Annotated in this window: 25 protein-coding genes and 2 pseudogenes; 14 read left to right on the forward strand and 13 right to left on the reverse strand. The window is 70.4% G+C overall.

Annotated features, from left to right (window positions below):
* Positions 1-188: 188 nt before the first annotated feature.
* The 4 genes from SSPS47_RS33980 (at position 189) to SSPS47_RS33995 (ending at position 3,628) form a co-directional block, all read left to right on the forward strand.
* The gene (locus SSPS47_RS33980; RefSeq protein WP_164254229.1) at positions 189-830 is read left to right on the forward strand and encodes an alpha-ketoglutarate-dependent dioxygenase AlkB; all 642 of its coding nucleotides are present in this window, start codon (positions 189-191) and stop codon (positions 828-830) included.
* A gap of 94 nt (positions 831-924) precedes the next feature.
* Positions 925-1,602: a GntR family transcriptional regulator gene (locus SSPS47_RS33985; protein WP_164254230.1), complete on the forward strand. Its 678-nt coding sequence runs from the start codon at positions 925-927 to the stop codon at positions 1,600-1,602.
* Between the two features lie 23 nt (positions 1,603-1,625).
* Entirely contained in the window at positions 1,626-2,633 is a 1,008-nt protein-coding gene (locus SSPS47_RS33990) for a 1-aminocyclopropane-1-carboxylate deaminase (RefSeq protein ID WP_164254231.1), read from the forward strand.
* 257 nt (positions 2,634-2,890) lie between these two features.
* Entirely contained in the window at positions 2,891-3,628 is a 738-nt protein-coding gene (locus SSPS47_RS33995; RefSeq protein WP_164254232.1) for a carbonic anhydrase, read from the forward strand.
* 23 nt (positions 3,629-3,651) lie between these two features.
* Here SSPS47_RS33995 and SSPS47_RS34000 read toward each other — a convergent pair whose 3' ends face one another.
* Entirely contained in the window at positions 3,652-3,993 is a 342-nt protein-coding gene (locus SSPS47_RS34000) for a YkvA family protein (RefSeq protein ID WP_164254233.1), read from the reverse strand.
* Positions 3,994-4,485: 492 nt separating this feature from the next.
* On the opposite strand from SSPS47_RS34000, the pseudogene SSPS47_RS34005 reads away from it, so the two are divergent.
* The 3 genes and pseudogenes from SSPS47_RS34005 to SSPS47_RS34015 all read left to right on the forward strand — a co-directional run bounded on the left by SSPS47_RS34005 (position 4,486) and on the right by SSPS47_RS34015 (position 6,564).
* Positions 4,486-4,891, forward strand: a pseudogene (locus SSPS47_RS34005) (hypothetical protein).
* 85 nt (positions 4,892-4,976) lie between these two features.
* Positions 4,977-5,426, forward strand: a complete 450-nt coding sequence (locus SSPS47_RS34010; protein WP_239065181.1) for a DNA-binding protein — start codon at positions 4,977-4,979, stop codon at positions 5,424-5,426.
* Between the two features lie 91 nt (positions 5,427-5,517).
* Complete coding sequence (locus tag SSPS47_RS34015) at positions 5,518-6,564, forward strand: D-cysteine desulfhydrase family protein (protein WP_164254234.1); 1,047 nt, start codon at positions 5,518-5,520, stop codon at positions 6,562-6,564.
* 32 nt (positions 6,565-6,596) lie between these two features.
* Here the strand turns inward: SSPS47_RS34015 and nhaA are convergent, their stop codons facing one another.
* The 7 genes and pseudogenes from nhaA to thrS all read right to left on the reverse strand — a co-directional run.
* Complete coding sequence (gene nhaA / locus SSPS47_RS34020) at positions 6,597-8,492, reverse strand: Na+/H+ antiporter NhaA (protein ID WP_164254235.1); 1,896 nt, start codon at positions 8,490-8,492, stop codon at positions 6,597-6,599.
* A gap of 111 nt (positions 8,493-8,603) precedes the next feature.
* Positions 8,604-9,335 carry a 2OG-Fe(II) oxygenase gene (locus tag SSPS47_RS34025; RefSeq protein WP_164254236.1) on the reverse strand — a complete coding sequence of 244 codons (732 nt, stop codon included), beginning with the start codon at positions 9,333-9,335 and terminating at the stop codon, positions 8,604-8,606.
* Between the two features lie 150 nt (positions 9,336-9,485).
* Positions 9,486-10,361, reverse strand: a complete 876-nt coding sequence (locus tag SSPS47_RS34030; protein WP_164254237.1) for an alpha/beta hydrolase — start codon at positions 10,359-10,361, stop codon at positions 9,486-9,488.
* 80 nt (positions 10,362-10,441) lie between these two features.
* Entirely contained in the window at positions 10,442-11,137 is a 696-nt protein-coding gene (locus tag SSPS47_RS34035; RefSeq protein WP_164254238.1) for a CGNR zinc finger domain-containing protein, read from the reverse strand.
* 62 nt (positions 11,138-11,199) lie between these two features.
* Entirely contained in the window at positions 11,200-11,385 is a 186-nt protein-coding gene (locus SSPS47_RS34040) for a hypothetical protein (RefSeq protein WP_147877230.1), read from the reverse strand.
* 96 nt (positions 11,386-11,481) lie between these two features.
* Positions 11,482-11,898 carry an ATP-binding protein gene (locus SSPS47_RS34045; protein ID WP_164254239.1) on the reverse strand — a complete coding sequence of 139 codons (417 nt, stop codon included), beginning with the start codon at positions 11,896-11,898 and terminating at the stop codon, positions 11,482-11,484.
* A gap of 6 nt (positions 11,899-11,904) precedes the next feature.
* A pseudogene (gene thrS / locus SSPS47_RS34050) lies at positions 11,905-13,260 on the reverse strand (threonine--tRNA ligase); the annotation flags it as partial.
* 334 nt (positions 13,261-13,594) lie between these two features.
* Between thrS and SSPS47_RS34055 the strand changes: the two are divergent.
* The gene (locus tag SSPS47_RS34055; protein WP_164254241.1) at positions 13,595-16,873 is read left to right on the forward strand and encodes a LamG-like jellyroll fold domain-containing protein; all 3,279 of its coding nucleotides are present in this window, start codon (positions 13,595-13,597) and stop codon (positions 16,871-16,873) included.
* Between the two features lie 81 nt (positions 16,874-16,954).
* Here the strand turns inward: SSPS47_RS34055 and SSPS47_RS34060 are convergent, their stop codons facing one another.
* Together SSPS47_RS34060 and SSPS47_RS34065 are read right to left on the reverse strand one after the other, a co-directional pair.
* Entirely contained in the window at positions 16,955-17,923 is a 969-nt protein-coding gene (locus SSPS47_RS34060) for an aldo/keto reductase (RefSeq protein ID WP_239065182.1), read from the reverse strand.
* Positions 17,924-18,010: 87 nt separating this feature from the next.
* Positions 18,011-19,141 (reverse strand): glycoside hydrolase family 19 protein, encoded by a 1,131-nt coding sequence (locus SSPS47_RS34065; RefSeq protein ID WP_164254242.1) that lies wholly within the window; start codon positions 19,139-19,141, stop codon positions 18,011-18,013.
* A 437-nt stretch (positions 19,142-19,578) separates the two neighbouring features.
* Here SSPS47_RS34065 and SSPS47_RS34070 point away from each other — a divergent pair, with 437 nt between their 5' ends.
* The 3 genes from SSPS47_RS34070 to SSPS47_RS34080 all read left to right on the forward strand — a co-directional run bounded on the left by SSPS47_RS34070 (position 19,579) and on the right by SSPS47_RS34080 (position 21,662).
* Complete coding sequence (locus SSPS47_RS34070; protein ID WP_147877226.1) at positions 19,579-20,478, forward strand: helix-turn-helix transcriptional regulator; 900 nt, start codon at positions 19,579-19,581, stop codon at positions 20,476-20,478.
* 163 nt (positions 20,479-20,641) lie between these two features.
* Positions 20,642-21,031 (forward strand): hypothetical protein, encoded by a 390-nt coding sequence (locus SSPS47_RS34075; protein WP_164254243.1) that lies wholly within the window; start codon positions 20,642-20,644, stop codon positions 21,029-21,031.
* Positions 21,032-21,269: 238 nt separating this feature from the next.
* Positions 21,270-21,662, forward strand: coding sequence for a DUF397 domain-containing protein (locus SSPS47_RS34080; protein WP_239065183.1), 393 nt, complete (start codon positions 21,270-21,272; stop codon positions 21,660-21,662).
* 40 nt (positions 21,663-21,702) lie between these two features.
* On the opposite strand, the gene SSPS47_RS34085 is transcribed toward SSPS47_RS34080, so the two are convergent.
* Positions 21,703-22,296, reverse strand: coding sequence for a GNAT family N-acetyltransferase (locus tag SSPS47_RS34085; RefSeq protein ID WP_164254244.1), 594 nt, complete (start codon positions 22,294-22,296; stop codon positions 21,703-21,705).
* 176 nt (positions 22,297-22,472) lie between these two features.
* Between SSPS47_RS34085 and SSPS47_RS34090 the strand changes: the two genes are divergently transcribed.
* The 3 genes from SSPS47_RS34090 to SSPS47_RS34100 all read left to right on the forward strand — a co-directional run bounded on the left by SSPS47_RS34090 (position 22,473) and on the right by SSPS47_RS34100 (position 23,879).
* Positions 22,473-22,730, forward strand: a complete 258-nt coding sequence (locus SSPS47_RS34090; RefSeq protein WP_164254245.1) for a type B 50S ribosomal protein L31 — start codon at positions 22,473-22,475, stop codon at positions 22,728-22,730.
* A gap of 195 nt (positions 22,731-22,925) precedes the next feature.
* The gene (locus SSPS47_RS34095; protein WP_164254246.1) at positions 22,926-23,297 is read left to right on the forward strand and encodes a VOC family protein; all 372 of its coding nucleotides are present in this window, start codon (positions 22,926-22,928) and stop codon (positions 23,295-23,297) included.
* A 27-nt stretch (positions 23,298-23,324) separates the two neighbouring features.
* On the forward strand, positions 23,325-23,879 hold the full coding sequence (locus SSPS47_RS34100; protein WP_275405186.1) for an AAA family ATPase: 555 nt from the start codon (positions 23,325-23,327) through the stop codon (positions 23,877-23,879).
* A 110-nt stretch (positions 23,880-23,989) separates the two neighbouring features.
* Here SSPS47_RS34100 and SSPS47_RS34105 read toward each other — a convergent pair whose 3' ends face one another.
* Both SSPS47_RS34105 and SSPS47_RS34110 read right to left on the reverse strand, forming a co-directional pair.
* Positions 23,990-24,586, reverse strand: coding sequence for an alpha/beta hydrolase (locus SSPS47_RS34105; protein ID WP_239065369.1), 597 nt, complete (start codon positions 24,584-24,586; stop codon positions 23,990-23,992).
* A 362-nt stretch (positions 24,587-24,948) separates the two neighbouring features.
* Positions 24,949-26,355, reverse strand: a complete 1,407-nt coding sequence (locus tag SSPS47_RS34110) for an MFS transporter (protein WP_164254248.1) — start codon at positions 26,353-26,355, stop codon at positions 24,949-24,951.
* Positions 26,356-26,426: the final 71 nt, after the last annotated feature.

The raw sequence follows: 26,426 nt of genomic DNA on the forward strand, positions 1-26,426 counted from the left end.
CGACGTCGACACGGCATGCGCCATCACGGGCGGCGTCGTGGGCGCGCGTACGGGAGTGGACGGTGTCCCGCGGGGGTGGCTGGACCGGCGGGAGGGGCTGGGCTGAGGCTTCGGCGCGTCGTGCCCGCCGGAGAGACCTCGCACACGTGAATCGCTCAAGCGTTCGAGTATGTGGTTATGCTGGGCGTATGGCAGCACACGCGCAGGGGTCCCTCTTCGACCAGACCGACGAGATCCGGCTCGGTCCGCTCGCCGGCGTCCGGCGGACCGTGCTCGGTGACGGGGCGTGGATCGATCTGCTCCCCGGCTGGCTGGGCGGCGCCGACGCGCTGCACGAGGAGCTGGCCTCCGGCGTGCCGTGGCGGGCCGAGCGCCGGCGGATGTACGAGCGGGAGGTGGCGGTCCCGAGGCTGCTCGCCTTCTACGGGGACCGCGACGGCGCGCCGGACGCCCTCCCGCACCCGGTCCTGGACGAGGCGCGCGACGCGCTGAGCGCGCACTACGCCGACGAGCTGGGCGAGCCCTTCGCGACCGCCGGACTCTGCTACTACCGGGACGGCCGCGACGGCGTCGCCTGGCACGGGGACCGGACGGGCCGGGGTTCGAGTGAGGACACCATGGTCGCGATCCTGTCGGTCGGCGCTCCACGGGATCTGGTGCTACGGCCGCGGCACCGGCACGGTTCGGTCGTCCGCAGACCGCTCGGGCACGGCGACCTCATCGTGATGGGCGGCTCCTGCCAGCGCACCTGGGAGCACGCCGTCCCCAAGACGGCGCGGGCGGTGGGCGCCCGCATCAGCGTCCAGTTCCGCCCGCGCGGCGTGCGCTGAGCGACCCGTCGCACCCGTCACCGCACCGGACCGGCGTGTCCGGGACCCCCGCGCGGCCTTGACGCATCCCTCTCGGCGATGTGCAATATATTGCATGCCGGTACCCCAGGGCCGAGGGCTCGTCTCCAGATCGCTCCTGCGGGAGAACGCCTACCAGGCGCTCAGGGACGCGATCGTTGACGGCACGCTCACGCCGGGGGAGCGGCTCAACGACAGCGATCTCGTGGAGTGGCTGGGCATCAGCCGCACCCCCATCCGGGAGGCGCTGGGGCGTCTGGAGCAGACCGGTCTCGTACGGACCAAGCCCGGCCGCTACACCATCGTCAGCCCCCTCGACCTCAGGGCGGCCCGGGGCGCGCAGTCCGTCACCGCCGCCATGCACGAACTGGCCGTCCGCGAGGCCCTGCCCAACCTCTCCACGGCCGAACTCGACGCCATGCGCGCCGCCAACGCCCGCTTCGCCGAGGCCCTGGCCAGGAACGACGTGGACGCGGCACTGGCCGCCGACGACGCGTTCCACGGCGTCGTGGTCACCGCCGCCGCGAACCAGGCGCTGCGCGCCGTGCTCGAACAGTGCACACCGGTGCTGCGCCGTGTGGAGCGGCTGCGCTTCTCCTCGCTGAGCGGCCGGGGTTCGGTCGCCCAGCACCACCGGATCATCGAGCTGTGCGCGGCGGGTGACCTGGAGGGGGCCGCGGCCGCCACGCGTGCCAACTGGCAGACACTCGCGCCGCTTCTCGACGCGCTGGCCGCCGAAGACAGCGACGACTGACCCCGAGCCCCAAGGAGCCCGAGATGTCCCTCGACCGTTTCCCGCGCCATCCCCTTCTCTTCGGCCCGAGCCCCGTCCATCCGCTGGACCGTCTCTCCGGCCATCTCGGCGGGGCCCGTATCTGGGCCAAGCGCGAGGACTGCAACAGCGGTCTCGCGTACGGCGGGAACAAGACCCGCAAGCTGGAGTATCTGGTCCCCGACGCCCTCGCGCGGGGAGCCGACACCCTTGTCACCATCGGCGGTGTCCAGTCCAACCACACGCGACAGGTCGCGGCCGTCGCCGCCTCGCTCGGGCTGAAGGCGGTCCTGGTCCAGGAGAGCTGGGTCGACTGGCCGGACGCGGTCAACGACAAGGTCGGCAACATCCTGCTGTCCCGGGTCATGGGCGCCGAAATACGCCTGGTCGAGGCCGGGTTCGGCATCGGCGCGAAGGACAGCTGGCACCAGGCCCTGGCGGATGTCGAGGCCGGGGGCGGTACTCCGTACGCGATCCCGGCCGGCGCCTCCGACCATCCGCTCGGCGGACTCGGCTTCGCCAACTGGGCCCGGGAAGTGGCGCGTCAGGAGCAGGAGCTGGGTGTCTTCTTCGACACGATCGTGGTGTGCAGCGTCACCGGCAGTACGCATGCGGGCATGATCGCGGGCTTCGCCGGACAGGACCGCCCCCGCAGGGTCCTGGGCATCGACGCCTCCGCCAAGATCGGCGAGACCCGCGCGCGGGTCGGGAAGATCGCCCGCGCCACCGCCGAACTCGTCGGGCTGGGAAGGGAGCTGAGGGAGGACGAGATCACGGTACTGGATGGCTGGGCCGGGGATCTGTACGGTGTCCCGGTGGAGTCCACGCTCGACGCCATCCGGCTCACGGGCCGGCTGGAGGGCATGATCATCGACCCGGTGTACGAGGGCAAGTCGATGGCCGGGCTGATCGATCTCGTACGCGGCGGGGACATCCCCGCGACCTCGAACGTGCTGTACGCGCACCTCGGCGGCCAGCCCGCCCTCAACGCCTACAGCGGCGTCTTCCGCTGATCGCCGCCCGTGCGGAGGTCGGTTGGACGGCGGATGTACTTGACGTGAACTCCCGTTGCCACAGGCGTAGTTCGGCCGTCGTGTGCCACCCGCTCACGAGTCCCGGGACTGCTCGACGATCATTACTGGACGTCGCGAAGTGATCGTCAACGGTCACGCTCGGCTCATCTGTGGCCAAGGGATATTCAAGGGGTCGCTAAGACTTCGCATGCATGAAAGTCCTTTAATGTTACGGGAGTTAACGTCCGTGCGTAAAAATGACCACGCATGCTCAGATGCCGGCGGCGATCAGCCGCCGCGCACTGCTTCGCGCCTCCGTCGCCACCGCGGCGGTCGCCACGGCTGCCGGAAGCGGACTCATCGCCGGCGCCACGCCGGTGGGTGCCGCCACCCGGAAGCCCACGACACGTCCCAGCACCCCCGCGGCCGCGCTGGCGGAACTCTCCGCCGGTAACCGCCGGTGGCGCACCTTCCATCAGCAGCACCCGCACGAGTCGCAGTCCGTGCGACAGGCGCTGGTGTCCGGCCAGGCCCCCTTCGCCCTGATACTCGGCTGCATCGACTCACGCGTACCGCCGGAGCTGGTCTTCGATCAGGGGCTCGGCGACCTGATGACCGTCCGCTCCGCCGGTGAGGTCCTGGACGAGGCCGTGCTCGGCAGCATCGCCTACGGCGTGCTGGAACTCGGCATCCCGCTGGTGCTGGTGCTCGGGCACCAGTCGTGCGGGGCCGTCGCCGCCGCCGTGCACGCGGAGGAGACGGGCGAGTCGCTGCCCGCCCACATCCAGTACATAGCCGACCAGATCGAGCCCGCGATCGACCACTCGCAGCAGGGTGACGCACGGGTCGACGCCACGGTCGGCGCCCAGGTCAACCTGGTCCGTTCACGGCTGGCGGGAGAGGTGGACCTCGCCGCCAAGGTCGCCGCGGGTGAGTTGCAGATCGTCGGCGCGCGCTACGAGCTGAACACCCAGCTGGTCCACCGGATCAGCTGACCGACCGGGAACCCACGGGTTCTTCACGGGGCATCGAGGGATCGCGGACGAGTGCCACTCGTCCGCGATCCTTTGCGTTCACGGCCCCGGGCCGCCGCACCGGACGAAGCCGCGTGCAGGGAACGCAGGGCGAGCAGCAGGACACCGATGTCGTCGAGGTAGACGGGGTCGGGCAGCAGGTCCACGGGGCTCACCACATAGACGAGCGCGCCCCAGTACGCGGCGCGGTTGCTCAGCGGCACCCCGGCCTCGCGCAGCAGCGCACGGGTCCGGAAGACCTTGACGAACAGAACGATCGTCGTGGCGAGCATCGCCACCACCGCGACGGCGGCGACGGCCAGGGCGACCGTGAGGTTGATGTCCATCGTTTCCGTGGCCTCCTGAGGCGGGCGCCTTGCCCGTCCCGGAGCGTGTTCCCGTAGCGGGGCGCTCCAGCGGGCGAATTGAGCGGGTTCACCGTGTTGCCTCCCCTTCCGGGACGCCTCCCGAACCTCTACACGCTCGGCGTATACAGTGTGTGTATAGCGACTGGCATGTCATGGGAACCCGCCTGGCCCGGCATGTTCTGCCCTGCCCGGCTCCGTCCGGCCGACCCCGCGCCCGCTCACGGTGACGGGTACCGGATGTAAGTACCCGCCCCTCCGGGGGCCACCTCCGCGCGCCAGCGCCACCCCACCTTCCGCGCGACCCCGCTCGCACACACCACCGCGAGGCCCCGGGGCGGGCCCCGCCGTGCCCGCCCACCCGGGGGCCGGTGGCCGCCGGGTGCCGAGCGGTTCCACGCCGGGCGCCGAGACGCGCCGCGAGAGCACAGGGAGAGCACCGTCATGCCCCCAATCGCCACACCCCGCTCCGCCATGCCCGAAAACGCCCCGATCGCACGAGTGCGCCGTACGGCCACCGCCGCACTCGCCGCCGTCGCGGCCCTCGCCCTGACCCTCACTGGCTGCGGCACGCAGACCCTCTCGCCCGCCTCGGTAAGGGCGGACGCGGGAGGCGGCGGCGAGGGGTCCTACGGCTCCGTCGACTGCGCCGAGGTCAAGTGCATCGCCCTCCACGACCGATTCCGACCTCATCGAGAAGCGCATCGTCGACGACGCGTCCGCCGACGGGATCATCCTGCTCCACGACATCTACGACGGGACGGTCCCCGCCGTGCCCGGGATCATCGAGCGCCTGAAGGAGCGCGGCTACACGTTCGTCACTGTTCCGCAGCTGTTCGCGCCGGCGGTCCCGAAGCCCGGCGAGGTCTACCGCCCATGAGGAGGTCGGACGAACATGAGGGGATGAACAAACTGTTCAACATGATCTATTGACATCGACATGTGTGCCCACCATGCTGGCGTGCATGCCATCGACTTCCGGCCAGCCCCCCTTCGACCCCTTCACCGCGCCTCACCCGGACCAGGCACGTGCGCACCGCGTGCACGCGTCCCTGTTCCGTATCGCCGAGCGGCACGCGGCCACGGATGCCCAGCGCAGCCGGCAGACCCATCCGTCCGTCATCGCGCCGCACGAAGCCGTCAGGCTCGTGTCGTTCCTGCTCAGCGGGGCGGCGAAGCCGGAAGAGGGTGAGCCGGAGGTGGACCACGCCGACATCACCGCCGCACTGAGCCTCGTGCCGCGCGCCCGCGGGGACATGGACGAACTGGAGGCGGGACTCCTCCAGATGGCGCGCGGCCGGGGCATGACCTGGCAGGAGGTCGCCTTCGGCCTCGGTCTCGGCACCCCGCAGGCCGCCCGTCAGCGCTACGAACGGCTGGTCGGGCGTACGGCGACGGATCAGGACGCCGAGTAGACCGGAGCGGCGGCCACCTGGACCCTCACCTGGAGGGGCAGACGGCACGTCGTGCGCGGCGAGCGGGAGAGCCGGCAGGCAGAGTAGAGCCATGGTGACCATCTCTACGGGTGACGGGCAGCCGTCCCGCACTCTCCTCGGCAGCTGGCCGACCCCGCTCGAACCGATGCCGCGGCTGGCCCGCGCCCTCGGCCTCGGCGCCGACGACCTGTGGGTCAAACGCGACGACCTCGTCGGTCTCGGCGGCGGCGGCAACAAGGTGCGCAAGCTGGAATGGACCTGTGGGGCGGCGCTGGCCGACGGCGCCACCGTGCTGGTGACGACCGGGGCGCCGCAGAGCAACCACGCGCGTCTCACCGCGGCGTCGGGCGCCCGGCTGGGGCTGGACGTCGTTCTCGTACTGGCCGGCGGACCCGGTTCGTCCGAGTCGGGCAATCTCACGCTCGACGGTCTGTTCGGCGCCCGGGTCGTGTGGGCCGGTGATGTCGGCAAGGAGGAACTCGCCTCGATCGCCCGGCACGTGGCGGGCACACTGCGGGACCGGGGCGCCGTGCCGGCGCTGATCCCCTTCGGCGGATCCAGCGTGCACGGTGCCCGGGGCTACGCCGAATGCGGCCAGGAACTCCTCACCCAGGCAGCCGACCTGGCGACCGTGGTGGTCGCCCTCGGCTCCGGGGGCACCATGGCCGGGCTGGTGGCGGCACTGGGACCCGAGCGGGTGCTGGGAGTCGATGTCGGGGCCGTCGCCGACCCCGGCCGTGTCGTGTCGCACCTCGTCTCCGGTCTCTCCGGGACGCACTGCCCGCCGGAGTCCCTGCGGATCCGCCTCGATCAGGTCGGATCCGGCTACTCCGCGCTCACGGAACCCGTGATGACCGCGCTCACGCTGGCGGCCCGCACCGAGGGCATGGTGCTCGACCCCGTCTACACCGGCCGCGCGATGGCCGGACTGACGGCGGCGGTCGAGGCCGGCGACATCACACCGGGCCGGCGCACCGTCTTCCTGCACTCGGGCGGTCTGCCCGGTCTCTTCGGCCACCGGCCGGCCCTCGAACGGGCGGCGGCCGAACTGGCTGTGGACGGCGACCCGTTGAGCACCTGGGAACCCTCGTCGAGGGCGCCGGACCGTCCGAAGTGACGGTACGTCAGTAATGGTGGACCGGCCGGAAGTCACGAGTCCGGCTCGGTGAGCGCGGCCCGCTGCCGGGCCGTGCGCACCGCCGCCGAGAGACTGCCGATGTCGTACGCCCCGTGGTGACGCCGCCCGTTGACGAAGAAGGTCGGCGTCCCCGACACCCCGCTCAGATCGGCGGAGTCCACGTCGTCGGCGACCCGCGCCGCGCCCTTGTGACGGCGCAGGTGCCGCTCGAAGCGCTCCGTGTCCAGGCCCAGGTCGGCGGCGAGGCGCAGCGCGTCCGCGAACCGCAGCGTGCCCTCGTGCGCGAGCAGGAGATCGTGCATCTCCCAGAACGCGCCCTGGTCGTACGCGGCCTCCGACGCCTCGGCGCCGAGCATCGCCCCCGGGTGCACATCGGTCAGCGGCATGTGCCGCCAGACGTAGCGGACGTCTCCGAAATCGGCCAGCAGCTCCCGGATGACCGGTTCGGCCTTTCCGCAGTACGGGCAGTCGAAGTCGCCGTACTCCACGACCGTCACCGGCGCCTCCAGCGGGCCACGGATCTTGTCGCTTCCGGAATCGACGGGGACCGCCAGGTCGACGATCGATTCGGCGGTGCCCAGCAGGGCCCGGTTCCGGCGCCGTCTCGGCAGCAGCCCGATCACCGCGCTGACGGCCCAGGTCACCGCGAACGCGCAGAGCAGCGCCGTCAGCGTGCCGACCTTCGCCTCCTCCAGATGATCGCCGTCGAAGGCGAGGGTGGCGATCAGCAGCGACACGGTGAACCCGGCGCCCGCGATCGTCCCGCCGGCGGTGACGGCGCCCCAGCCGACCGGGGGACGCAGCCGGCCGTGGCTGAAGCGGGAGGTCAGCCATGAGGCGGTGAGCACCGCGACCGGCTTGCCCACGACGAAGGCGCACACGATGCCCAGCGTGACGGGTGAGGTGAAGGCCTGCGACAACTCGTCGGGGGTGATCCTGATCCCGGCGTTGGCCAGCGCGAACACCGGCACGATCGCATAGCTGGACCACGGGTGGTACATCCGCAGCAGCCGGTCGTTGGGCGAGATGGCCGACGCCAGCCCGAGCCGCGCGGAGCGTTCGAGCTCCGGCGTCGGCTGTTCCCTGAACCGGCGGAACAGGCCGGAGGCGCGTTCCAGATCACCCCGGTCGGCGGGGTACGCGGAGGTGAAAAGGCCCATCACCAGCCCGATGACGACGGGATCGACACCGGACTCCAGCAGCGCCACCCATGCGGCGACGGCCGGCGGCGCGTAACAGACGCCCCGGCGTACCCCCTCGTGGCGCAGGATCATGATCACCCCGAGGGCGCCGAGAAAGACCAGCAGTGCGAGGGGCGCGACGCTCTCGCTGTAGGCGAAGGTGATGACGGCGAGAGCCACGAAGTCGTCGACGACGGTCACGGCCAGGATGAACGTCCGCAGACCGGTGGGCAGACGTCTGCCCAACAGCGCGAGCATGCCGAGGGCGAAGGCGGTGTCCGTTGACATCGCGGCGCCCCAGCCGTAGGCGGTGCCGTTCCCGGCGTTGACCAGGAGATAGATCGCGACGGGCACGAGCATGCCGCTGACCCCGACGAACACGGGCAGCGCGATACGCCGTCCGTCACGCAGCTCGCCCATGTCCCGCTCGCGGCGCGCCTCAAGACCGACGACGAAGAAGAACACCGCCATCAGACCGCTGTTGACCCAGTCCCGCAGGTCGAGGGACAGGCTCCGCGATCCGAACGACAGCGCCACATGGGTCCGCCAGAAGCGCTCGTACGACGCGAGGTCGGCGTTCGCCCAGGCGAGCGCGGCGAGCACGGCGGCCAGCAGGACGGCCGCGCTGCCCGTCTCGGTACGCAGGAACTCCCGCCACGGCGTGCGCGTCGGCCCGCCGCACCGCGTCTGCCCGGTGTAGTCGGCATCGGGGGAGGGATCGGTCATCCCCGGATTCTCCACTCGGCGGGCGGGCGGGCCCGGCAGTGAAGAGTGTGTCGGCCGCGGCTCTTCCCGTACGCCGCCGCGAGAGCGGCCGTCGTCGGTGGCCGGGCGGGCTCACGCGGCGTCGTGGAAGACGAGCCCGAGCGTGTGACGACGACCGGTGCGCACGGTGCTGACCCCGTGCCGCATGGGCGCGTTCGACCAGCCGCGCGCGGAGCGCACCGGCCGGTCCCGGGTGGTGAAGACCAGCCCGTGGCCCTGGGCGATGGTGGCCGACGAGCCGCGTGACTGGGCGCGCGGACGCTGCTCGGTCATGATGAACTCCCCGCCGCCGAAGTCCTCTCCGGGTACGTCCAGACCGACCACGACCTGGAGCGGGAAGACCATGTCGCCGAACACGTCCCGGTGCAGGGCGTTCCAGTCGCCGGCGCCGTAACGCAGCAGAATCTGCGCCGACTTGGCCTGCCCCGCCTCGTGACACATCGTCAGCCACTCGTCCAGCGTGTCGGGCCAGGGCGCCGCCTTGCCGAGCTTCCCGGCCCAGTCGCGGGCGACGGGCAGCAGCCGCGGATAGAGCGCGGCCCGCAACTCCCTCACGAGATCGGGAAGTTCATGGGTGAAGTAGCGGTACTGTCCGGACCCGAACCGGTGGCGGGCCATGTCCACGGTCGTCCGGAACCGTTCCCCGTCGTCGTACAGCACGCTGATCGCACGGCACTCGGCGGGGGAGAGGAGCGGCTGTCCGGTGAGGGCGTTGCCGTACGCGTTCAGGTCGCCGGTGATCGCGTCCCAGTCCTGCGCGGCGACGCGATCACCGGTCCTGCCCGCCGTGTCGATGGTCCGCATCGTCTCTCCGCCTCTCCGGTCGCTCTCGGTGCACTGTCGACAGTGCCGCCCGTGGGCCTTTCCCGCTGGCGGGATTCGGACATCGTCGCGGCGGGGCGCGATGTCCGAGTCCACGCCCTCGATGTGCGGCCGGTCGGTTGCCCGGCAGGGCTATCCGACGGGCAGGTCCGCCTTCGCGAGGAACCCGCGGATCAGCTCGGCGACCTCGTCCAGCGCGCTTTCGAGCAGGAAGTGACCTCCGTCGAGGAGATGCACCTGCGCGTCGGGCACGTCGTCGGCGAACGCACGGGCGCCGTCCGGAGCGAAGATCTCGTCGTTCTCGCCCCAGACGGCCAGCAGGGGAGGCCGGCGGTCACGCAGATAGGCGTGCAGGGTCGGATAGAGCGGCAGGTTGCTCGCGTAGTCGAGCAACAGCTTCAGCTGCACGCGGTCGTTGCCGGGGCGGGACACCAGGGCGTGGTCGTGGAGCCAGGTGTCGGGACTGACCAGGCTCGGATCCGCGACGCCGTGCAGATACTGCCACTTGATCATGTCCAGGCTGAAGGCCTCCCGGATGGCGCCCACCGTCTCGGGGGTCTGCTCGCGCCAGTACGCCCGTGCGGGCTCCCAGAAACTCTCCACGAGGCCGGCCTCGTAGCCGTTGCCGTTCTGCGTGACGATCGCCGTGATCGCGTCCGGGTCCCGCAGCGCCAGGCGCCAGCCGATCGGGGCACCGTAGTCCTGGACGTAGATGGCGTACCGGGACACCCCGAGCCCGGCGAGAAGCTGCCGGGTGAGGTCGGCGAGGGCGTCGAAGGTGTAGTCGAACTGCCCGACGGGCGGCGCGTCGGACAGACCGAAGCCGAGATGGTCGGGGGCGATGACGTGATAGCGGTCCGCCAGCTCCGGGATGAGATGGCGGAACATGAAGGAGCTGGTGGGGAAGCCGTGCAGCAGGACGAGTACGGGAGCGTCGGCTTCTCCCGCCTCCCGGTAGAACAGCTGCCGGCCCTGAACTGTCGCGTAGCGGTGATGGACATCGGCCATGACGGTCTCCTTGGCTCTGGCCCCGAGTCTCTGGGCGTGCCACGCCGGTCCGGCCGATCGATCCGCCGGACCGGGTGTGCTCACGCCTGCGCCGACTGGGCGGCGTCACGGTGGCGCCGGTAGTGGCGGGCGACGCGGGCACGGTTGCCGCAGTCGGCGGAACACCATTCCCGGCGTGGGTGGGAGCGCACGAAATACAGCACGCAGCGAGGGCCGTGGCAGGCCCGCAGCTCGGTCCTGCCGGGCCCGGCGAACAGGCGTACGCCTTCCTCCGCGAGCTGCGACAGGATCCACCCGGACGAGGTGCCCTCGGTGGCGGCAGTACGGGTCGGTCCGTTCTCCCCCGTCCACTCCAGCATGGACCAGGAGGGTGTGTACGCGCAGGACTCGTTGACGGCGTCGACCGCCGCCAACACGGCGTCGGCGTCGGACGCCACTTCGGACGAGCCCCCCGGACCCCTGCCCCGCGTGTCCGCCGTGTCGCCGGTCGTGACTGCGGCGAGACGGCGCAGCGCGTCACGCAGCCGCCGGAACCGTCGGAGGTCGTCCGCCGACGGTTCCGGCAGCCGCGCGAGGGACGGCCCGTCGGCCTGCGGGAGGCGCGGCCCGACGCCGCGCAGCCAGGCCGCGAGACCTCCGGGACGCGCCAGCTCGTCGTGCACGCCGTCCCGGTCGGCCCAGACCGTGTTCATGAACTCGACCGGCAGTGGCTCCCCCAGCAGCGGAGCCGCTGTCGGGAGCGGGCCCTCGGACGTGCCGGGCTCAGTGCTCTCCATAGGAGCGATCATAATACGGAAACTAATGGTTGTCGACTGGAGTAAGCATGTGGATCCGAATGTCAGCGCCGACGTACCTGGGTCCACTCGGCGAACCACCAGACGAACGCGACCAGCACCGCCCAGAGCAGTGCGTGCCCGGCGGCCGACGGCCAGGGCAGTTCCCCGCCGAACCGCTCCACCCCGGCCGTCGCGGCCCAACTCACGAGCAGAACCACCAGGATCCGGATACGTCGGTGTCTCAACATGAGAGCCGGGTACCCAAGATCATGAGCCGGACACGCGACACGGCCGCACTCGGCTACCCGAAGCCACCGGTGTCACCGGGTAGCCACCGGTGGCGGCTACCGCGGCAGCACCGCGTAGATCGTCTTGCCGGGACCGGGCCCCGGACCGGGCGCGATCGCCAGCCAGCCCGCCAGCCTGCGGACCATGTGCCAGCCGAACCCGCCTCCACCGCCGTCCAGATCGGGGGCGCGCTCGCGCGGCGGCGCCGGGTTCGGGTCGCTCACGGCCACGGTCACCGAGTCCGGCGCCGCGGACAGTTCGAGCGTGTACCGGCCGCCGCCGTGCCGCAGGGCGTTGGTGACCAGTTCGGACACCACCAGGACGATGGTGTCGACCACGCCGGAGCCCGGCGCCGGAGTGAGGCTGCCGGTGAAGGCCCTGGCGGTGTCGCGGGCCTCGTGGATCCCCGCCGGACTGTCGCCTCGCACCACGCCCGGTTCGGGCATCACGTCGGTGATCCTCGTGCCGTTCATGCGTGTTCACCTCACGTGCATCGCTTGTACCGCTTTCAGGGCAAGCGTGCCCGCTCGGTCCGACTTCAGGCCCGTGGAATCAGCCGCGCCCCCGGCCTCCTCCCGCCCGTCCCCCTTCCCGCCCGCGGCCCCGCCCTCGTCCCAGAGATCGGTGCTGTACGCGCCGACAAGTGCCCCGACCCGGTCCAGGAGTTCGACGGCGGCCAGGGCGTCGAGGCGCCGCCCGTCCCGCAGGCGCAGCGCGACCGAGTCCCCGGCGGCCTCCCTCGCTCCGATCACCGCCTGGTACGGCACCAGCCTGGCGGCCCTGACGCGGGCGCCCAGGGTGCCGTGCCCAGTCCCCGAGACCTCGGCTCGCAGGCCTCGCGCGGCGCATCGCTCCACGAGCGCCCGCGCGTGCGGGAGTTCGGCGTCGGAGACGGGCAGGAACACGAGCTGGGTGGGCGCGAGCCAGCCGGGAAAGGCTCCGCCGTGCCGCTCCACGAGGTGCGCCACGGCCCGCTCCACACTGCCGATGACACTGCGGTGGATCATCACCGGCCGGTGCCTGGCGCCGTCGGCGCCGATGTAGCGCAGATCGAACTGTTCGGGCTGGTGGAAGTCGACCTGGACGGTCGACAGGGTCGACTCGCGCCCGGCCCCGTCGGTGATCTGTACGTCGATCTTCGGACCGTAGAACGCCGCCTCGCCCTCCACCGCCTCGTACGCGACGCCCGCCTCGTCGAGAACCTCGGTGAGCAGCGCGGCGGACCGCTCCCACAGGGCCGGATCGGCGACGTACTTCCCGCCGGGCCCCGGCAGGGACAGCCGGAAGCGGGCCGGACGGATACCGAGCGCGGCGTACGCCCGCCGGATCAGCTCCAGCGCCGCCCGCGCTTCCCCGGCCACCCGGTCCACGGTGCAGAAGATGTGCGCGTCGTTGAGCTGAATGGCGCGTACGCGGGTGAGTCCGCCGAGCACCCCGGACAGCTCGGAGCGGTACATGGCACCCAACTCGGCCATCCGCAGCGGCAGTTCACGGTAGCTGCGGGCGCGGGACCGGAAGATCAGCGCATGGTGCGGACACAGGCTCGGCCGCAGGACGAACCGCTCCCCGCCCAGCTCCATCGGCGGGAACATGTCGTCGCTGTAGTGCGACCAGTGCCCCGAGATCTCGTACAGCTCCCGTTTGGCCAGCACCGGTGAGTACACGTGCCGGTACCCGGCGCGCCGCTCGACGCCACGGATGTACTCCTCCAGGGCGTGCCGTACGGTCGCGCCGTCGGGCAGCCAGTACGGCAGGCCGGCGCCGATCAGCGGATCGGTGTCGAACAGGCCCAATTCGCGGCCGAGTCTGCGGTGGTCGTGCATGGGGGTCTCCTCGCTTGCGTGGAGCGAGTGACCACGTGACGAAGCCCCGGGGCACTCGCCCCGGGGCTTCGAACTGGATCAGCAGTCAGCGCGCCGGGACACTCTCCGGCGTCGTCGTCATCGCGGCACGCTTCATGACGGCGACGGTAGAGCCGAACCCGCGCCCGCGGCAACGCCATTTCCGCCCCGCGTCCCGCGAACACCTTGTGTCGTAGCTCTGGACACCCGCCGATCGGGCGTGCTGTCATTCCGCTGCGCACTCTTTCCAACGTTGTAATGCCAGGGACGGAACCCTTCAGCTCCCGCTCGTTCCGCCCCCGCCCGCGCGAGGACACCGAGGACAACCATGAGACGAAAGCCCGCCACCCGTTCCCGACCACTGCTCCGCTCGCTGCTGCTCGCCGTCGCCCTGCTGCTGCCGGCGAGTGGTTTCGTTCCGGCCGCGACGGCCGCCGACACCGCCTCCGCCGATGTCCGCTCCGCCGCCGCCCCGGCCGCGGACGACGTGCACGGTCTCAAGGGCGAGTACTTCAGCATGTCCGCGCCGGGTGCGCGCGACTTCGCCGACCTCGGGGGAGTGGCCCTCGACCCCCAGATCGAATTCCCGGGCCTGGCCTCGACGTTCGAGTCCATGACCGGCCGCACCGAACACACCACCGCCCGCTGGACCGGCCGGATCGAGGCCCCCGCGAGCGGCGACTACACCTTCTACGCGACCGGCGACAACGGCTTCCGGGTGTGGATCGGCGACAAGGTGGTCATCGACCACTGGGAGCCGGACTGGGACAAGGAGCAGACCAGCGAACCGGTCGCGCTGACCGCCGGTCAGCCGCAGGACGTCCGGGTCGAGATGTTCCAGGACATCGGCGGCGCGAACATGTTCCTGCGCTGGTCGGGCGCCGGGACCCAGAAGCAGATCGTCCCCGAGTCCGCGTTCACCCCGCCCGCCGAGTTCGAGATCTACCCGGTCTCGCTGACGGTCGGCGAGGACGGCCGCCGGCTCCGCGCGACCTTCGAGGACAAGGTCGGTGGCACGATCGCGGAGCTGGGGGACCATCTGAAGATCGAGGTCGACACCACGCAGATGCCGGTCTCCTCCGTCGCCCGCACACCCGGCGACCCCTACTCCCTGACCGTCACGCTGAAGGCGCCGGTCCAGAAGGACCAGCGGGTCGGCTTCCGTTACGACGGCAAGGCCGGCCTCCAGGCCGGCGGCGAGACGGTGCCGGAGATCATGCGCACAGCGGCCAACGACTCCACGCACCGGCTCACCACCGAGTGGGGTGACAAGATCGACCCGGACAACCCGCTGCCCGAGTACCCCCGCCCGCAGCAGGTGCGCGACAACTGGAAGAACCTGAACGGACCTTGGCAGTTCGCGGGCGCCGAGAAGGACGAAAGGCCCGTCTTCGGCAAGGACCTCGACGAGAAGATCATCGTGCCGTTCCCGGTCGAGTCGCAGCTCTCCGGCCTCGAACGCCACGAGGACCACATGTTCTACCGCAAGCTCGTCACCGTGCCCCAGGGCTGGAAGGTCGGCAGCGGCAAGCGGCTGAAGCTCAACTTCGACGCCGTCGACTACGCGACCCGCGTCTGGGTCAACGGCACCCAGGTCACCGAACACACCGGCGGCTACACGGCGTTCAGCGCCGACATCACCGACGCGCTCAAGGACGGCGGCATGGGCCCGCAGGAGATCGTCGTCGCCGTCACCGACACCAACGGTCCCAACCAGCCGATGGGCAAGCAGTCCACCGACCCCGGCGGCATCGTCTACACCCAGTCGTCGGGCATCTGGCAGACGGTGTGGATGGAGCCCGTCGCGACGGCGGCCGTCGACGAACTCGTCACCACACCCGACATCGACTCCGGCACCCTGGCCGTCACCGTCAACTCCGCCGAGGCCTCACCCGACGCCAAGGTCAGGGCGGTCGCCCGCGACGCCAAGGGCCGGATCGTCTCGGCGGTCAGCGGCCGTCCCGGCACCGAACTGCGCCTGCCGGTCAGGAACCAGCGGCTCTGGACCCCGGACGACCCGTACCTCTACGACCTGGACGTCACCCTCACCGACGGCCGCTCCACCGACAGCGTCGACAGCTACTTCGGTATGCGGTCCGTCGGAATCGAGAAGGTCGGCGGCTACCAGAAGCTCGTACTGAACGGAAAGCCGGTCTTCTCCCTCGCCATGCTGGACCAGGGGTTCTGGCCCGACGGCCTCTACACCCAGCCCAGCGACGCGGCGCTCGCCTTCGACCTCAAGGCCCAGAAGAAGCTCGGCTTCAACGCCGTACGCAAGCACATCAAGGTCGAGTCGGCCCGCTTCTACCACCACGCCGACAAGCTCGGTCTCCTCGTCTGGCAGGACTTCGTCTCCAGCGACATCACCAACGAGGCCGGACAGCGGACCTTCGTCGACGAGGGCAAGCAGATGATGCGGCAGCTGCACAACTCGCCCTCCATCATCGGCTGGATCGTCTTCAACGAGGGCTGGGGCGAGTGGAACCGCGAGGAGACCGGCCGGATCGCCGAGTCGGTGAAGGAGACCGACCCCTCTCGCATCGTCAACGCCCACAGCGGTGTCAACTGCTGCTCCTCCAAGGGGGATTCGGGCAAGGGCGAGATCATCGACCACCACGACTACGTCAACAACGACGCCCCCTTCCCCGACCACCGCGCCGCGATGGACGGGGAGCACGGCGGCTTCACCCTCCGCACCCCCGGGCACATGTGGCCGGGCCCGCCCGCCGCGATCTACAGCGGAGTGGCCGACAAGGACGCGCTCACCGCGAAGTACGTGCAGAACACCACGGACTTCTACCTCGAAGCGGCGGGCGCCGAACTCTCCGGCTCCGTGTACACACAGGTCAGTGACCTGGAGAACGAACTCAACGGCTTCTACACATACGACCGCCGGGAGATAAAGGTCGATCCGGCGCCGGTGCGCGCCATCAACGAGAAGGTCATCGAGGCAGGCGCCGAAGCCGGCGAACGGGACGAGCTGAGCGGCGGCGGACACTGGCCGCTGGACGAGGGCAAGGGCACCACCGCCCGGGACGAGGGCCCCAACGGCAGCTCACTGAGCCTCGTCGGCGGCTCAACCTGGACACCGGGTGTCAGCGGCACGGCGCTCGCCTTCGACGGCGACGGCCAGTACGCGCAGACCGAAGGACCGGTGGTCGACACGACCAGGAGCTACTCGGTGTCGGCGTGGGTCACGCTCGACGAACTGCCGGGCAACTACGCCACGGCGGTGAGCCAGGACGGACGGCGCACGGAGAATCCGTTCTATCTCCAGTACGGCCAGGGCGCGTTCGCGTTCAGCACCCCCGGCGGCAACCGCGCGCGCCTGGAGATCCGCCCCGAGACGGACCGCTGGTACCACCTCGTCGGCGTCCGAGACTCGGCCTCGGACGACATCACGCTGTACGTCGACGGCGCACCGGTCTCGACCGTCGCCGCGGGACCGGTCGATGTGAGCACCGGACCGCTGTCGCTCGGCCGCGCGAAGTACGACGGCGCCAAGGGCGACTTCTGGAACGGATCGATCGACCAGGTACGCGTCTACGACCATGCGCTGACGGGCAGTCAGGTTCAACAGCTGCACGAGGACGAACAGCCGGAGTAGCGCGGACACCCCGCGACGTGGTCCCCGGCGAGCCGCTCGGCTCGCCGGGGACCACACGCGCGTCGGGCACGGGCCTCCCCGTCAGGGCAGCGGCGCGCCGCGCGCCGTCAGCCACAGGTCGTACCACTCCTCGTGGGTGAGTTCAGGCTCCCGTACGGCCGCGTCGGCGCAGGCGCGGATGCGCTCCGGCCGCGCGCTGCCGACGACCGGCGCGATCCGGGCGGGGTGCCGTTGCAGCCACCACAGCAGGATCGTCTCCGGCGTGGTGTTCTTCGCCTCGGCCAGGGAGGCGACGAGCCGCGCCGTCGCCCGCTCGTCCGGGGTCTCCTGACGGCCCGTGTACCGTCCCCGCGCGAGGGCTCCCCACGCCTGGATCGCGATCCCGTTCGCCCGGCAGTACTCGGTCGTCCCGAGCGGATATCCGTTCTCGGCCGCCTCCGGGGTGTTGACCAGCACCCCGGCCTCGACCCAGTCCCGGCGCGCCAGGCTCATCTCCAACTGGTTGGCGACCAGCGGGAATCCGAGCCCCGCCCGCAGTGGGGCGATCTGCGCGCCGCCCATGTTCGACACGCCGAACCGCCGCACGAGACCCTGCTGGTGGAGCGAGGTGAGGGCGCTCGCGATGTCGTCCGGGTCGGCGAGCGGGTCGGGCCGGTGCAGCAGCAGGACGTCGATGACGTCCGTACGCAGTCTGGTCAGGCTCTCCTCGACGCGCCGGACGATGCTGGCGGCGCGCAGGTCGTAGATGCCGGGCCGGTCGCCGTCGGCGAGCCGGATACCGCACTTCGTCTGTACGACGACACGCTCCCGCAGCCCGGGGGCGCGGCCGAGGACCTCCCCGAAGACGGCCTCCGACTTCCCGTGCCGGTAGATGTCGGCGTGGTCGAACGTGGTGATCCCGCTCTCCAGCGCCGCCTCGACGGCCGCCTCGGCGGCGTCGATGTCCGCCGGGCCGTAGGGGGTGGTGTCCCAGCCGCCGCCCAGCCCCATACAGCCGTAGAGCAGCCGGTCGGCGTTCTTCGTCTCCGCTTCTTTCGTCTCTTTCGTCACGCGGTCACCCTACGGCGGCCGGGAACGCGTGTGGCTCCGGGGAAGCCGCCCAGGAGCCACACGGTCCGTACGTCCTGCCGGGGCAGGTCAGCAGTACAGGTTGCCGCCCGGCGCGACGCCCAGGATCTGGGTGAAGCGCTGGTAGTTGCTGATCCGGCTCTGGACCGTCGCGGGGTTGCGTCCGTCGCACTCCAGCGAGCCGTTGATGGACCGGATCGTCTGACCGAAGCCGGCCTGGTTGACCATCGCGTTGTGGGGGGTCATGGTGCCCGGACCGTTCTGGGTGTTCCGGTACCAGAGGCCGGTCTTCCAGGCGACGGCCGAGTCGTTCTGCACCCGCCACGGGTCGGCGAGCAGGTTGATGCCGAGTGCGTCACCGGCCGCCTTGTAGTTGAAGTTCCAGCTGAGCTGGATGGGTCCGCGGCCGTAGTACGCCGCCTGGCCGGCCGGGCACCCGTAGGACTGCGAAGCGTCGCAGTAGTGCGGGTAGTTGGCCGTGTTCTGCTCCACGACATGGACCAGGCCGCCGGTTTCGTGGCTGACGTTGGCGAGGAACGCCGCGGCCTCCTGGCGCTTGACGGTGTCGCTGCCGGTGGTCGCGAAGGCGGGGTAGGCGCTCAGCGCCGCGGTGAGACCGCCGTAGCTGTAGAAGCCGTTGCGGCTCGGGAACATCTGGTTGAACTGCGCCTCGCTGACGACGAACCCGCCCGGCGACGGGTTGCCGCCGCCACCGCTCGGCGCGTTCCACTTCTGGTTCGACTGCCCCGTGCAGGTCCATATCTGGAGCCGGGTGCCGTTCGCCGTACTCCGGTTCTGAACGTCCAGGCACTTGTCCGCCTGCGGGTTGACGATGTCGTTCGCCCCGGAGACGGCCCAGCGCTGGTTCGGGCCGCCGGTGCAGTCCCACAGCTGGACGAGGGCGCCGTCGGCGGTGCTGTTGCCCACGACGTCCAGGCACTTGCCGAGCGCGCGCAGCGTGCCGTCGCCCGAGTTGGACCAGTGCTGCGCGTTGCTGCCGTTGCAGTCGTAGATCTGTACGGGGGTGCCGTTGGCGTTGCTCGCCCCGGCGGCGTCGACGCACTTGCCGGCCAGACCGGTTATCCGGCCGTCGGCCGCCTGGGCGGCCGGAGCGGTGAAGGCGGTAGCGATGAGGGCTGCGACCGTGAGGAGGATCGCGGACCGTACGAGGGAAACGCCTCTGCCGGATTTGCTCGACATCTCTGAATCCTTTCCCTTCGCGCCAACGGCGCACAGAGCCCTGTCGGTTCGCCGACAGGGCCAAGGAGGAGATGCGCATGAGTGGTGTGTCGATTGGATTGAAAAGGAAGGTCTAGACCTTGTCAAGCACATGGTGAAGGAGGTCCAAGGGGCGCCATGGCGGACCGTCGGGGCGTTCTCGGCGACGCGTGACCGAATGGCATATGACGTCGTGTGAGATCCGATACGGTATCCCGCGACGCGCCTCCCGCCTGCTGGACAGGTGGCGATCTGCGTGCTCGCACATCAAACCTGGCGTACCGCGTACCGGCCCATCGAGGACGAGGCGCTGACCTGGTGTTTCTTGATCGACAACCCTCTATCGGTAAGGTCTGTTAAGGCAATATGACTATCTGCTACCTTGCATTTGAGACCATCGCGGCAGGGAGGTGGCAATCGTGAGCACGCCGAGTGCCGCCGTGCAGCGCCTGCGTCTGCGGACCGAGCTCCGCAGGGCCCGGGGCAACGCGGGACTGACCCAGCGTCAGGTCGCCATCAAGATGGAATGGAGCCCCTCGAAACTCATCAGAATCGAGGCGGGCGAAGTCGCGGTCACCGTCAACGACCTCAAGGCGCTGCTCGCCGAATACGGGGTGACGGAGCGACGCAAGACCGAGGGACTGCTGGAACTGGCCAGGGGCAGCCGGAAGATGCCCTTCAGCGAGTACCGCGACGTGTTCAGCAAGGAATTCCTCTCCTTCCTCGCCCTGGAGTCCTCCGCCTCGATCATCCGAGGCTTCCACTTCTTCGTGGTGCCCGGTCTCTTCCAGACGGAGGAGTACATGCGGGCACTCGTCGCGGGAACCTCCCAGGCGACCTCCCCCGAACGGCTCGACCGTCTGGTCGAGGCACGCCTCGCCCGGCAGGACCTGCTGGAGGGCGAGGAGGGGCCGAAGCTCCTGATGGTCCTCGACGAGTCGGTCCTGCGCCGGCAGGTCGGCGGACCGGGCGTGATGCGCGCCCAGCTCGAACGGCTGGCGGACCTGGCGGCCCACCCCCGGATCACGATCCAGGTCATGCCGTTCAGCGCCGGCGCACACCAGGGCATCCTCGGCCCCTTCACCCTGTTCGAGTTCTCCGAGGAGGGCATGCCCGACTCCGTCTATCTGGAGAACCCGCGCGGGGATTCGTTCGCGAGCAGCGCCCCGGAGGTGACGGGGAAGTACATCGAGGCCTTCTACGAACTGGAGGACCAGGCACTCGGTGGCGACATGGAGCAGGTGCTGCGCCAGGTCGTCGAGCACATCGGTGAAGGAAGCGAGGACCTGACGCTCCCGGCCGAGGCCGGCGAGCCGTAGAAGACCGGGACCGATCCGCTACCTCTGAGCAACGCGCCACCCGCGGCCACGCCCGATGCCGCGGTTTCTGACGAGTGATCACCGAGGTGGCTGATGAACAGGTCGGCGGCTCTCACCGGCGGCGGCATCCGTTGCCGCCGGTGGAGGGTACGGGGGTACCGGCATGCCAGGACGTAAACGCCCCGGTGTCGAAACCTGGGTGCACATCTGCAACGAGATCATTCACCACGTACTGCCCTTCCGGGCGCGGACGGTCCATCTGCTGTGGGTCGTCACGATTCCGCCGGTGGTGCTGGGCGGGTCCTTCTACATCGTCTTCTCGGTCCTTGTCCCGAACCCGCAGGGCTGGTTCGGCGTGGCCGGCTGTGGGGCGGGCGTCCTGCTCGTGGCCCGGTTGCGCACCCGGCTGAACCTCATGTCGGGCGGACGCGGGGCGATCAGTCCGTCGGAGGCAACGCCCAGTGCCGGGGCCGGGGTTGCCCGGCCGGCCGGGGCGGCACCCGCCGAGCCGACCGGAGAAGAGGAGGCGCCCACCAGCCCGCTGCCGCCGTGAGAACCAGCGCCGTGAGGACACCGGCCACCGCCGTACCGGCGGCACTCGCCGCGCCGTAGCCGGCGCCGAACGCGAGGATTCCCGTCAACAGGGCGTAACCGGACCAGAACCAGCCCGTGGTGCGAGGTGAGCGCGAGAGCATCGAACGCGTCATCGGTCATCCCCCTTGAGCTACGTCTGCGCAGCCAGCGTATCCATCACACCCGGCGCCGCAAGGCCGCGCACACGGCCATCTGGCGTGAACGCAACACCCGCGATCATGGCGGAATCCGGCATGTTCGTTTTCCCGTGCGCGATTGTTATCCTGAAGCAACGTGCCGACGTTTCCCTGCACTTGATCGAATTCGTCGGACCGAGAGTCGCACCGCCGCAGCGAGCTGCCCCAACCAGGCTTTCCGCACACATCGTCAAGGAGGCGTGGGTGACTGAGTCATGGGCATGGCGCAAGAGCAGCTTCAGCGATGCCGGCGCCGACAACTGCGTGGAACTCGCCCGGCACACCGACCGGGTCATGATCCGTGATTCGCGGTATCCGCACCGTGCCGTGCTGGGTTTCTCCCGCGCGCCCTGGAAAGCGTTCCTCGACCACACCTGCCACGCGTCCCATCCCCTGGTGGAGGACCGGCCGTGACTCTCCGGCGCTTCCCGCTCTCCCGGCGCTCCCTGATCCCCTAGGAAAAGGCCGCCGTGGGACCGCCCGCGTCGAGATCACCCTTGCGCAGACGGTAGACCTGCAACTGCAGGTTGTAATACTTCTCCGTCTCGCCGACCCACTCCATCCCGACCCGCCGGGCCGTCGCCGCGCCTCGCGTGTTCCGGGGCCGTACCACCGCGAACAGTTCCTCGACCCCGGCGTCCGACTCGAAGGCCTGATGCGCCACGGCATGGCCCGCCTCCGCGGCCAGACCCTGCCCCCAGACACCGGGAGCCAGCTGCCAGCCGATCTCCAGATCGCTGCCGAGGGGCGGCAGCGGCAGCAGGGCCACCCCACCGACCAGCTCACCGGTCTCGCGCAGGGAGACGGCCCACCGGCCCTGGGGAGGTTCGAGAGTCTCCGACTCGGCGACCCACCGCTCGATCAGGCGCTCCATGGCTGCCAGGTCCGACACCGGCTCCAGAGCCGGGGCGAGCCACCGGGACACCTCGTCCACGCCGTACACCGGCAGGGCGGCCTCGGCGTCGCCCGTCGCCCACGGTCGAAGGATCAACCGCGGAGTACTGATCAGGGAGCCCTCGATAATGACCCGATGTATTCGGTCAGCCATACACTGAGAATATCACCGGACCGCCTGGTCACTCGGGGTCGGTACGGGCCAACTACCTGTTCATCGGCGACCGGTGGAGTACCTGAATTCGGTGGAATAACCGTCCTCCTCCCACCGTTGAACGACACAGCGGGGGTCGATCGGACCCCAGGCGAGTCGGCAGGAAGGGATCACATATGAAGCCTCGTATCCACCCCGTATCCCGTCCGGTGGTTTTCCGCGACCGCGCTGGCGATTACGCGTTTCTGACGCGCTCGACCGCGGAACCGGACATGACGATCGAGTGGGAGGACGGGGGGAAGTACCCCGTCATCGACGTCGAGACATCATCGGCGAGCCACCCCTTCTACACCGGTAAATCGCAGGTTCTTGACACCGCGGGCCGTGTGGAGCGCTTCGAGCGCCGTTACGGCGACGCACCGAAACGCGGATGAGTTGCGCCGGGAAGCGTCGGCGCGAAGACGGCGAAAGTGAGCCCCGATGGCGAGATCGAGTGATCACGCCACCGGGGCTTCTCCTGTGCCGCCGCGCACTGCCGAACGCGTGAGGACCGGAAGAGATCGCGTGCGACGGCGGGCGACGGCCGACACGAATTGATCACCCCGCGGCGGGTCTGACACCATCACCGGATGATCAGCATCGGGACGATCGTGATGGGCGCTTCCGACGTGCGGCGCGCGGCCGGATTCTGGAGACGGGCCCTTGGCTACGTCCCGCGCGACGGCGAGGTCGGGGGCGACTGGGTCGTCCTCGTCCCCGCCGACGGCACGGGGCCGGGAATCTCCCTCGGACTCAGTGGGACGCCGGTGCAGAAGCACCCCCGCGTCCACCTCGACCTCTACGCGGGCGACGCCGCCGAGCAGGCCGCGGAAGTCGCGCGCCTGGTGTCCCTGGGGGCCGAACGCGTCGACTGGGACCTCTATCCCGACGACCCCGACTTCGTCGTCCTCGCCGACACCGAAGGCAACCGCTTCTGCGTCATCGACAACGGCCGCGGCTGAGTGCCGTCGGCGAGGGGGGAAGCCCGGGTGAGCGCCCAACTGCGTGCCGCGGTCGTCCTGATCACCGGCGTGATGGCCGCCGGGAAGTCCACCGTCGCCGGCCTGCTGGCCGAACGGCTGCCCCGCGCCGCCCACGTCCGCGGCGACACCTTCCGCCGCATGCTCGTCTCCGGCCGGGAGGAACTGCTGCCCGAGGAGACCGCGGAGGCCGGGGCCCAACTGGACCTGCGCCAACGGATCACGGTGACGGTGGCGGACGCCTACGCCGAAGACGGATGGACAGCCGTCGTCCAGGACATCGTCATCGGCGAGGACCTGAGCCGATTCGTCGCCAGGGTCCGCACACGGCCTCTCTACGTCGTCGTGCTCGCCCCCTCGGCCGAGGCCGTACGGAGCAGGGAGCAAGCGCGTCCGAAGACCGGCTACGGCGTCTGGTCGGTCGAGGCGCTCGACCACAGCCTGCGCTCGGAGACTCCGCGCATCGGTCTGTGGCTCGACACGACGGAGCAGACACCGGCGCAGACGGTCTCGGCGATCCTCGCCGACCTCCCGGCGGCGCTTGTCACGACCGAGCGCGACTGACCGGGACCGACCGAGCGCGACGGCCGGGATCGGCCGGAGCGGTCGGCGCGGTGACCGGCGACGCGGTGGACAAGCCCCGCAGACAAGCCCCGCAAGGGATGACGGGGACGTCAGCCGCTCGGGGCCGGGTCCCGCCCCTCGTCGAACGCGCGGCGTACCGGACCGGGCAGCGGAGCGAGGCCGAGCAGGCCCGAGACCAGCTCGGTCGTGAGCGAATGCCACTCGTCGGCCCGCCGGAGCATCGCGTGGTCACCGCCGGTCATCTGCACCACGCACGCGTCGGCGCCCGCCGCACGGGCGCGGCGCACCAGGTCTCGGCTGCCCAGCGGGTCGGTCGTACGGTCCCGGTCACCGTGCACGAGAACGACCTGCCGGTCCATGAGCTGGCCCACCGGATCCCCGGACGGACACCAAGGCGCCAGACCCACCACGCCGCGCACCAGGTCGTGCCCGGCCACGGTGAGCGCGGCGCGCCCGCCCATCGAATGACCGACCAGCACCACCCGTACCGGACCCGCGAGCTGTTCCAGCTCGTCGAGCGCCCGCAGCGCGTCCACCGCCGCGTCGGCCCGCGTGCCGTTCCATCCCCGGTGCCGGTAGCGGACCCTCCCCACGAGGACGTCGTGGCCCTCGGTGGCGCGCAGCACCGCCCGCGTGAACGGCAGCATCCGCACGGCGGCCAGATTCATCCGGGGTGGTGGCTCCATGCCCTCGGAGCGTCCGCCGTGCAGCAGCAGTACGGCGGTACGGGGTCGCGCGGCCGATCTGTCGAGCACGAGGGCGGGCGGGAGCGGAGCACGGGGATCGCTGACGGGCACGTGGTGCCTGACCTCTCTTCTGTCATCCGCGGTGGGTGGGGCCCCATCCACCGCGGAAGGTATTCGGCGCCGGGGCCGTCGCGGATGCCTCGTCCGGCGTACCGGTTCCGCGAGCCGGAACAGGACGCGACAAGCCGGAACAGACCGGAATGCACCGGACCCGTGTCGGCACGGAAACGGCGGTGATGCGGTACCGGCCCCCGGACCGTAACCGCGCCACCGCCGCTGAGCCCCGTCGCGAGCTGGCGGGCTCAGGACCGACGGGCCGTCCCCTCCGACCCGGCCGCCGCCTCGTTCGTGCCGCGAGGACCCGGGAGCGCCGGCGACGCCTCCGCCTTCTCGGCGGCCACCGCCGCCGCGCGCTCGCGCGGACCCCACGTCTCACTCGTCGTCGCCACGCCGATCAGTCCGACCAGCCCGATGACCACATAGAAACCGGCCGGGCCCACCCAGTCGAACGACTCCGCCAGCAGCACGGCCAGGAACGGCGCGAACCCGGCGACGGACGCCGCGACCTGGTAGCCCAGCGAGGCGCCGGACGTACGGGTGTTGGTCTTGAACAGCTCGGCGAACCACGCCGCCTGCGTACCGGTGAGCGCCGCGTGGATCACACCGATCGCGATCAGATAGATCAGCACCACGAGCACCGGGTTGCCGGTGTTGGCCATCAGGAACATCGGGAAGCCGAACGCGACCGCCATCAGACACCCGGCCAGATACAGCTTCCGGCGGCCGATCCGGTCGGTCAGCGCACCGGACAGCACCGTCGTGCCCACCGCGAGCAGACTCGCGATGACGATGCCCGCGAGGGCGATGCCCCGGTCGTTCTCGTCCCGGTCGGTGATGTACGACAGCAGATAGGTCGCCGTCAGGTAGTAGGCGCACGACTCGACGACGCGCAGCGCGATGATCCGCAGAATGTTCCGCCAGTCGTTGCGCAGCACCGTCGCGAGCGGGTTCCTGACGGTCCCGCCGCTCGCCTTGGTCTCCTCGAACTCCGGTGACTCCGTCAGCTTCACCCGGACGACCAGGCCGACCACGATCAGCACCGAGCTGGCCAGGAACGGCACGCGCCACGCCCAGTCGCTGTCGAAGTTCACGGACAGCAGGAAGACGATGTTGGCCAGCGCGATGCCCAGCGGATTGCCCGCCTGGGGTATCGCCGCGTACAGACCGCGCCGCCTGCGGGGCGCGTGCTCGTACGCCATCATCACCGCGCCGCCCCACTCGGCACCGAACGCGAGGCCCTGCACCATCCGGATCAGCACCAGCAGGATCGGCGCGGCGATACCGGCCTGCGCGTAGGTGGGCAGCACACCGATGAGGACCGTGGCGATGCCCATCGTCAGCAGTGCGGAGACCAGGACGGGCTTGCGGCCGTACTTGTCGCCGAGGTGGCCGCCGACGGCGCCGCCGATGGGACGCATCAGGAAGCCGACGCCGAGCGTGACGAAGGCCAGCAGGGTCCCGACGACCGGGTCGGACTCGGGGAAGAAGACGTCACCGAAGTAGAGGGCGGACGCCGTGCCGTAGGCGACGAAGTCGTAGTTCTCCACACAGGTTCCCGCGGCGGCTCCGAGGGAGGTCCTCAGCTTGCCGCGGCTGCCGTCCTGAGCGGTGGCGGCGGCCGGGGAGGGTGCGCTGTTGCTCGCGCTCATGCCGTAACTCCTAATCTCCTTTGATCACCGGTTACGCGGTGGGGGTACTTCTGCGGGTGGTGTGCGTGGGG

Origin of the sequence: Streptomyces sp. S4.7 (assembly GCF_010384365.1) — a bacterium.
Classification (GTDB): domain Bacteria; phylum Actinomycetota; class Actinomycetes; order Streptomycetales; family Streptomycetaceae; genus Streptomyces.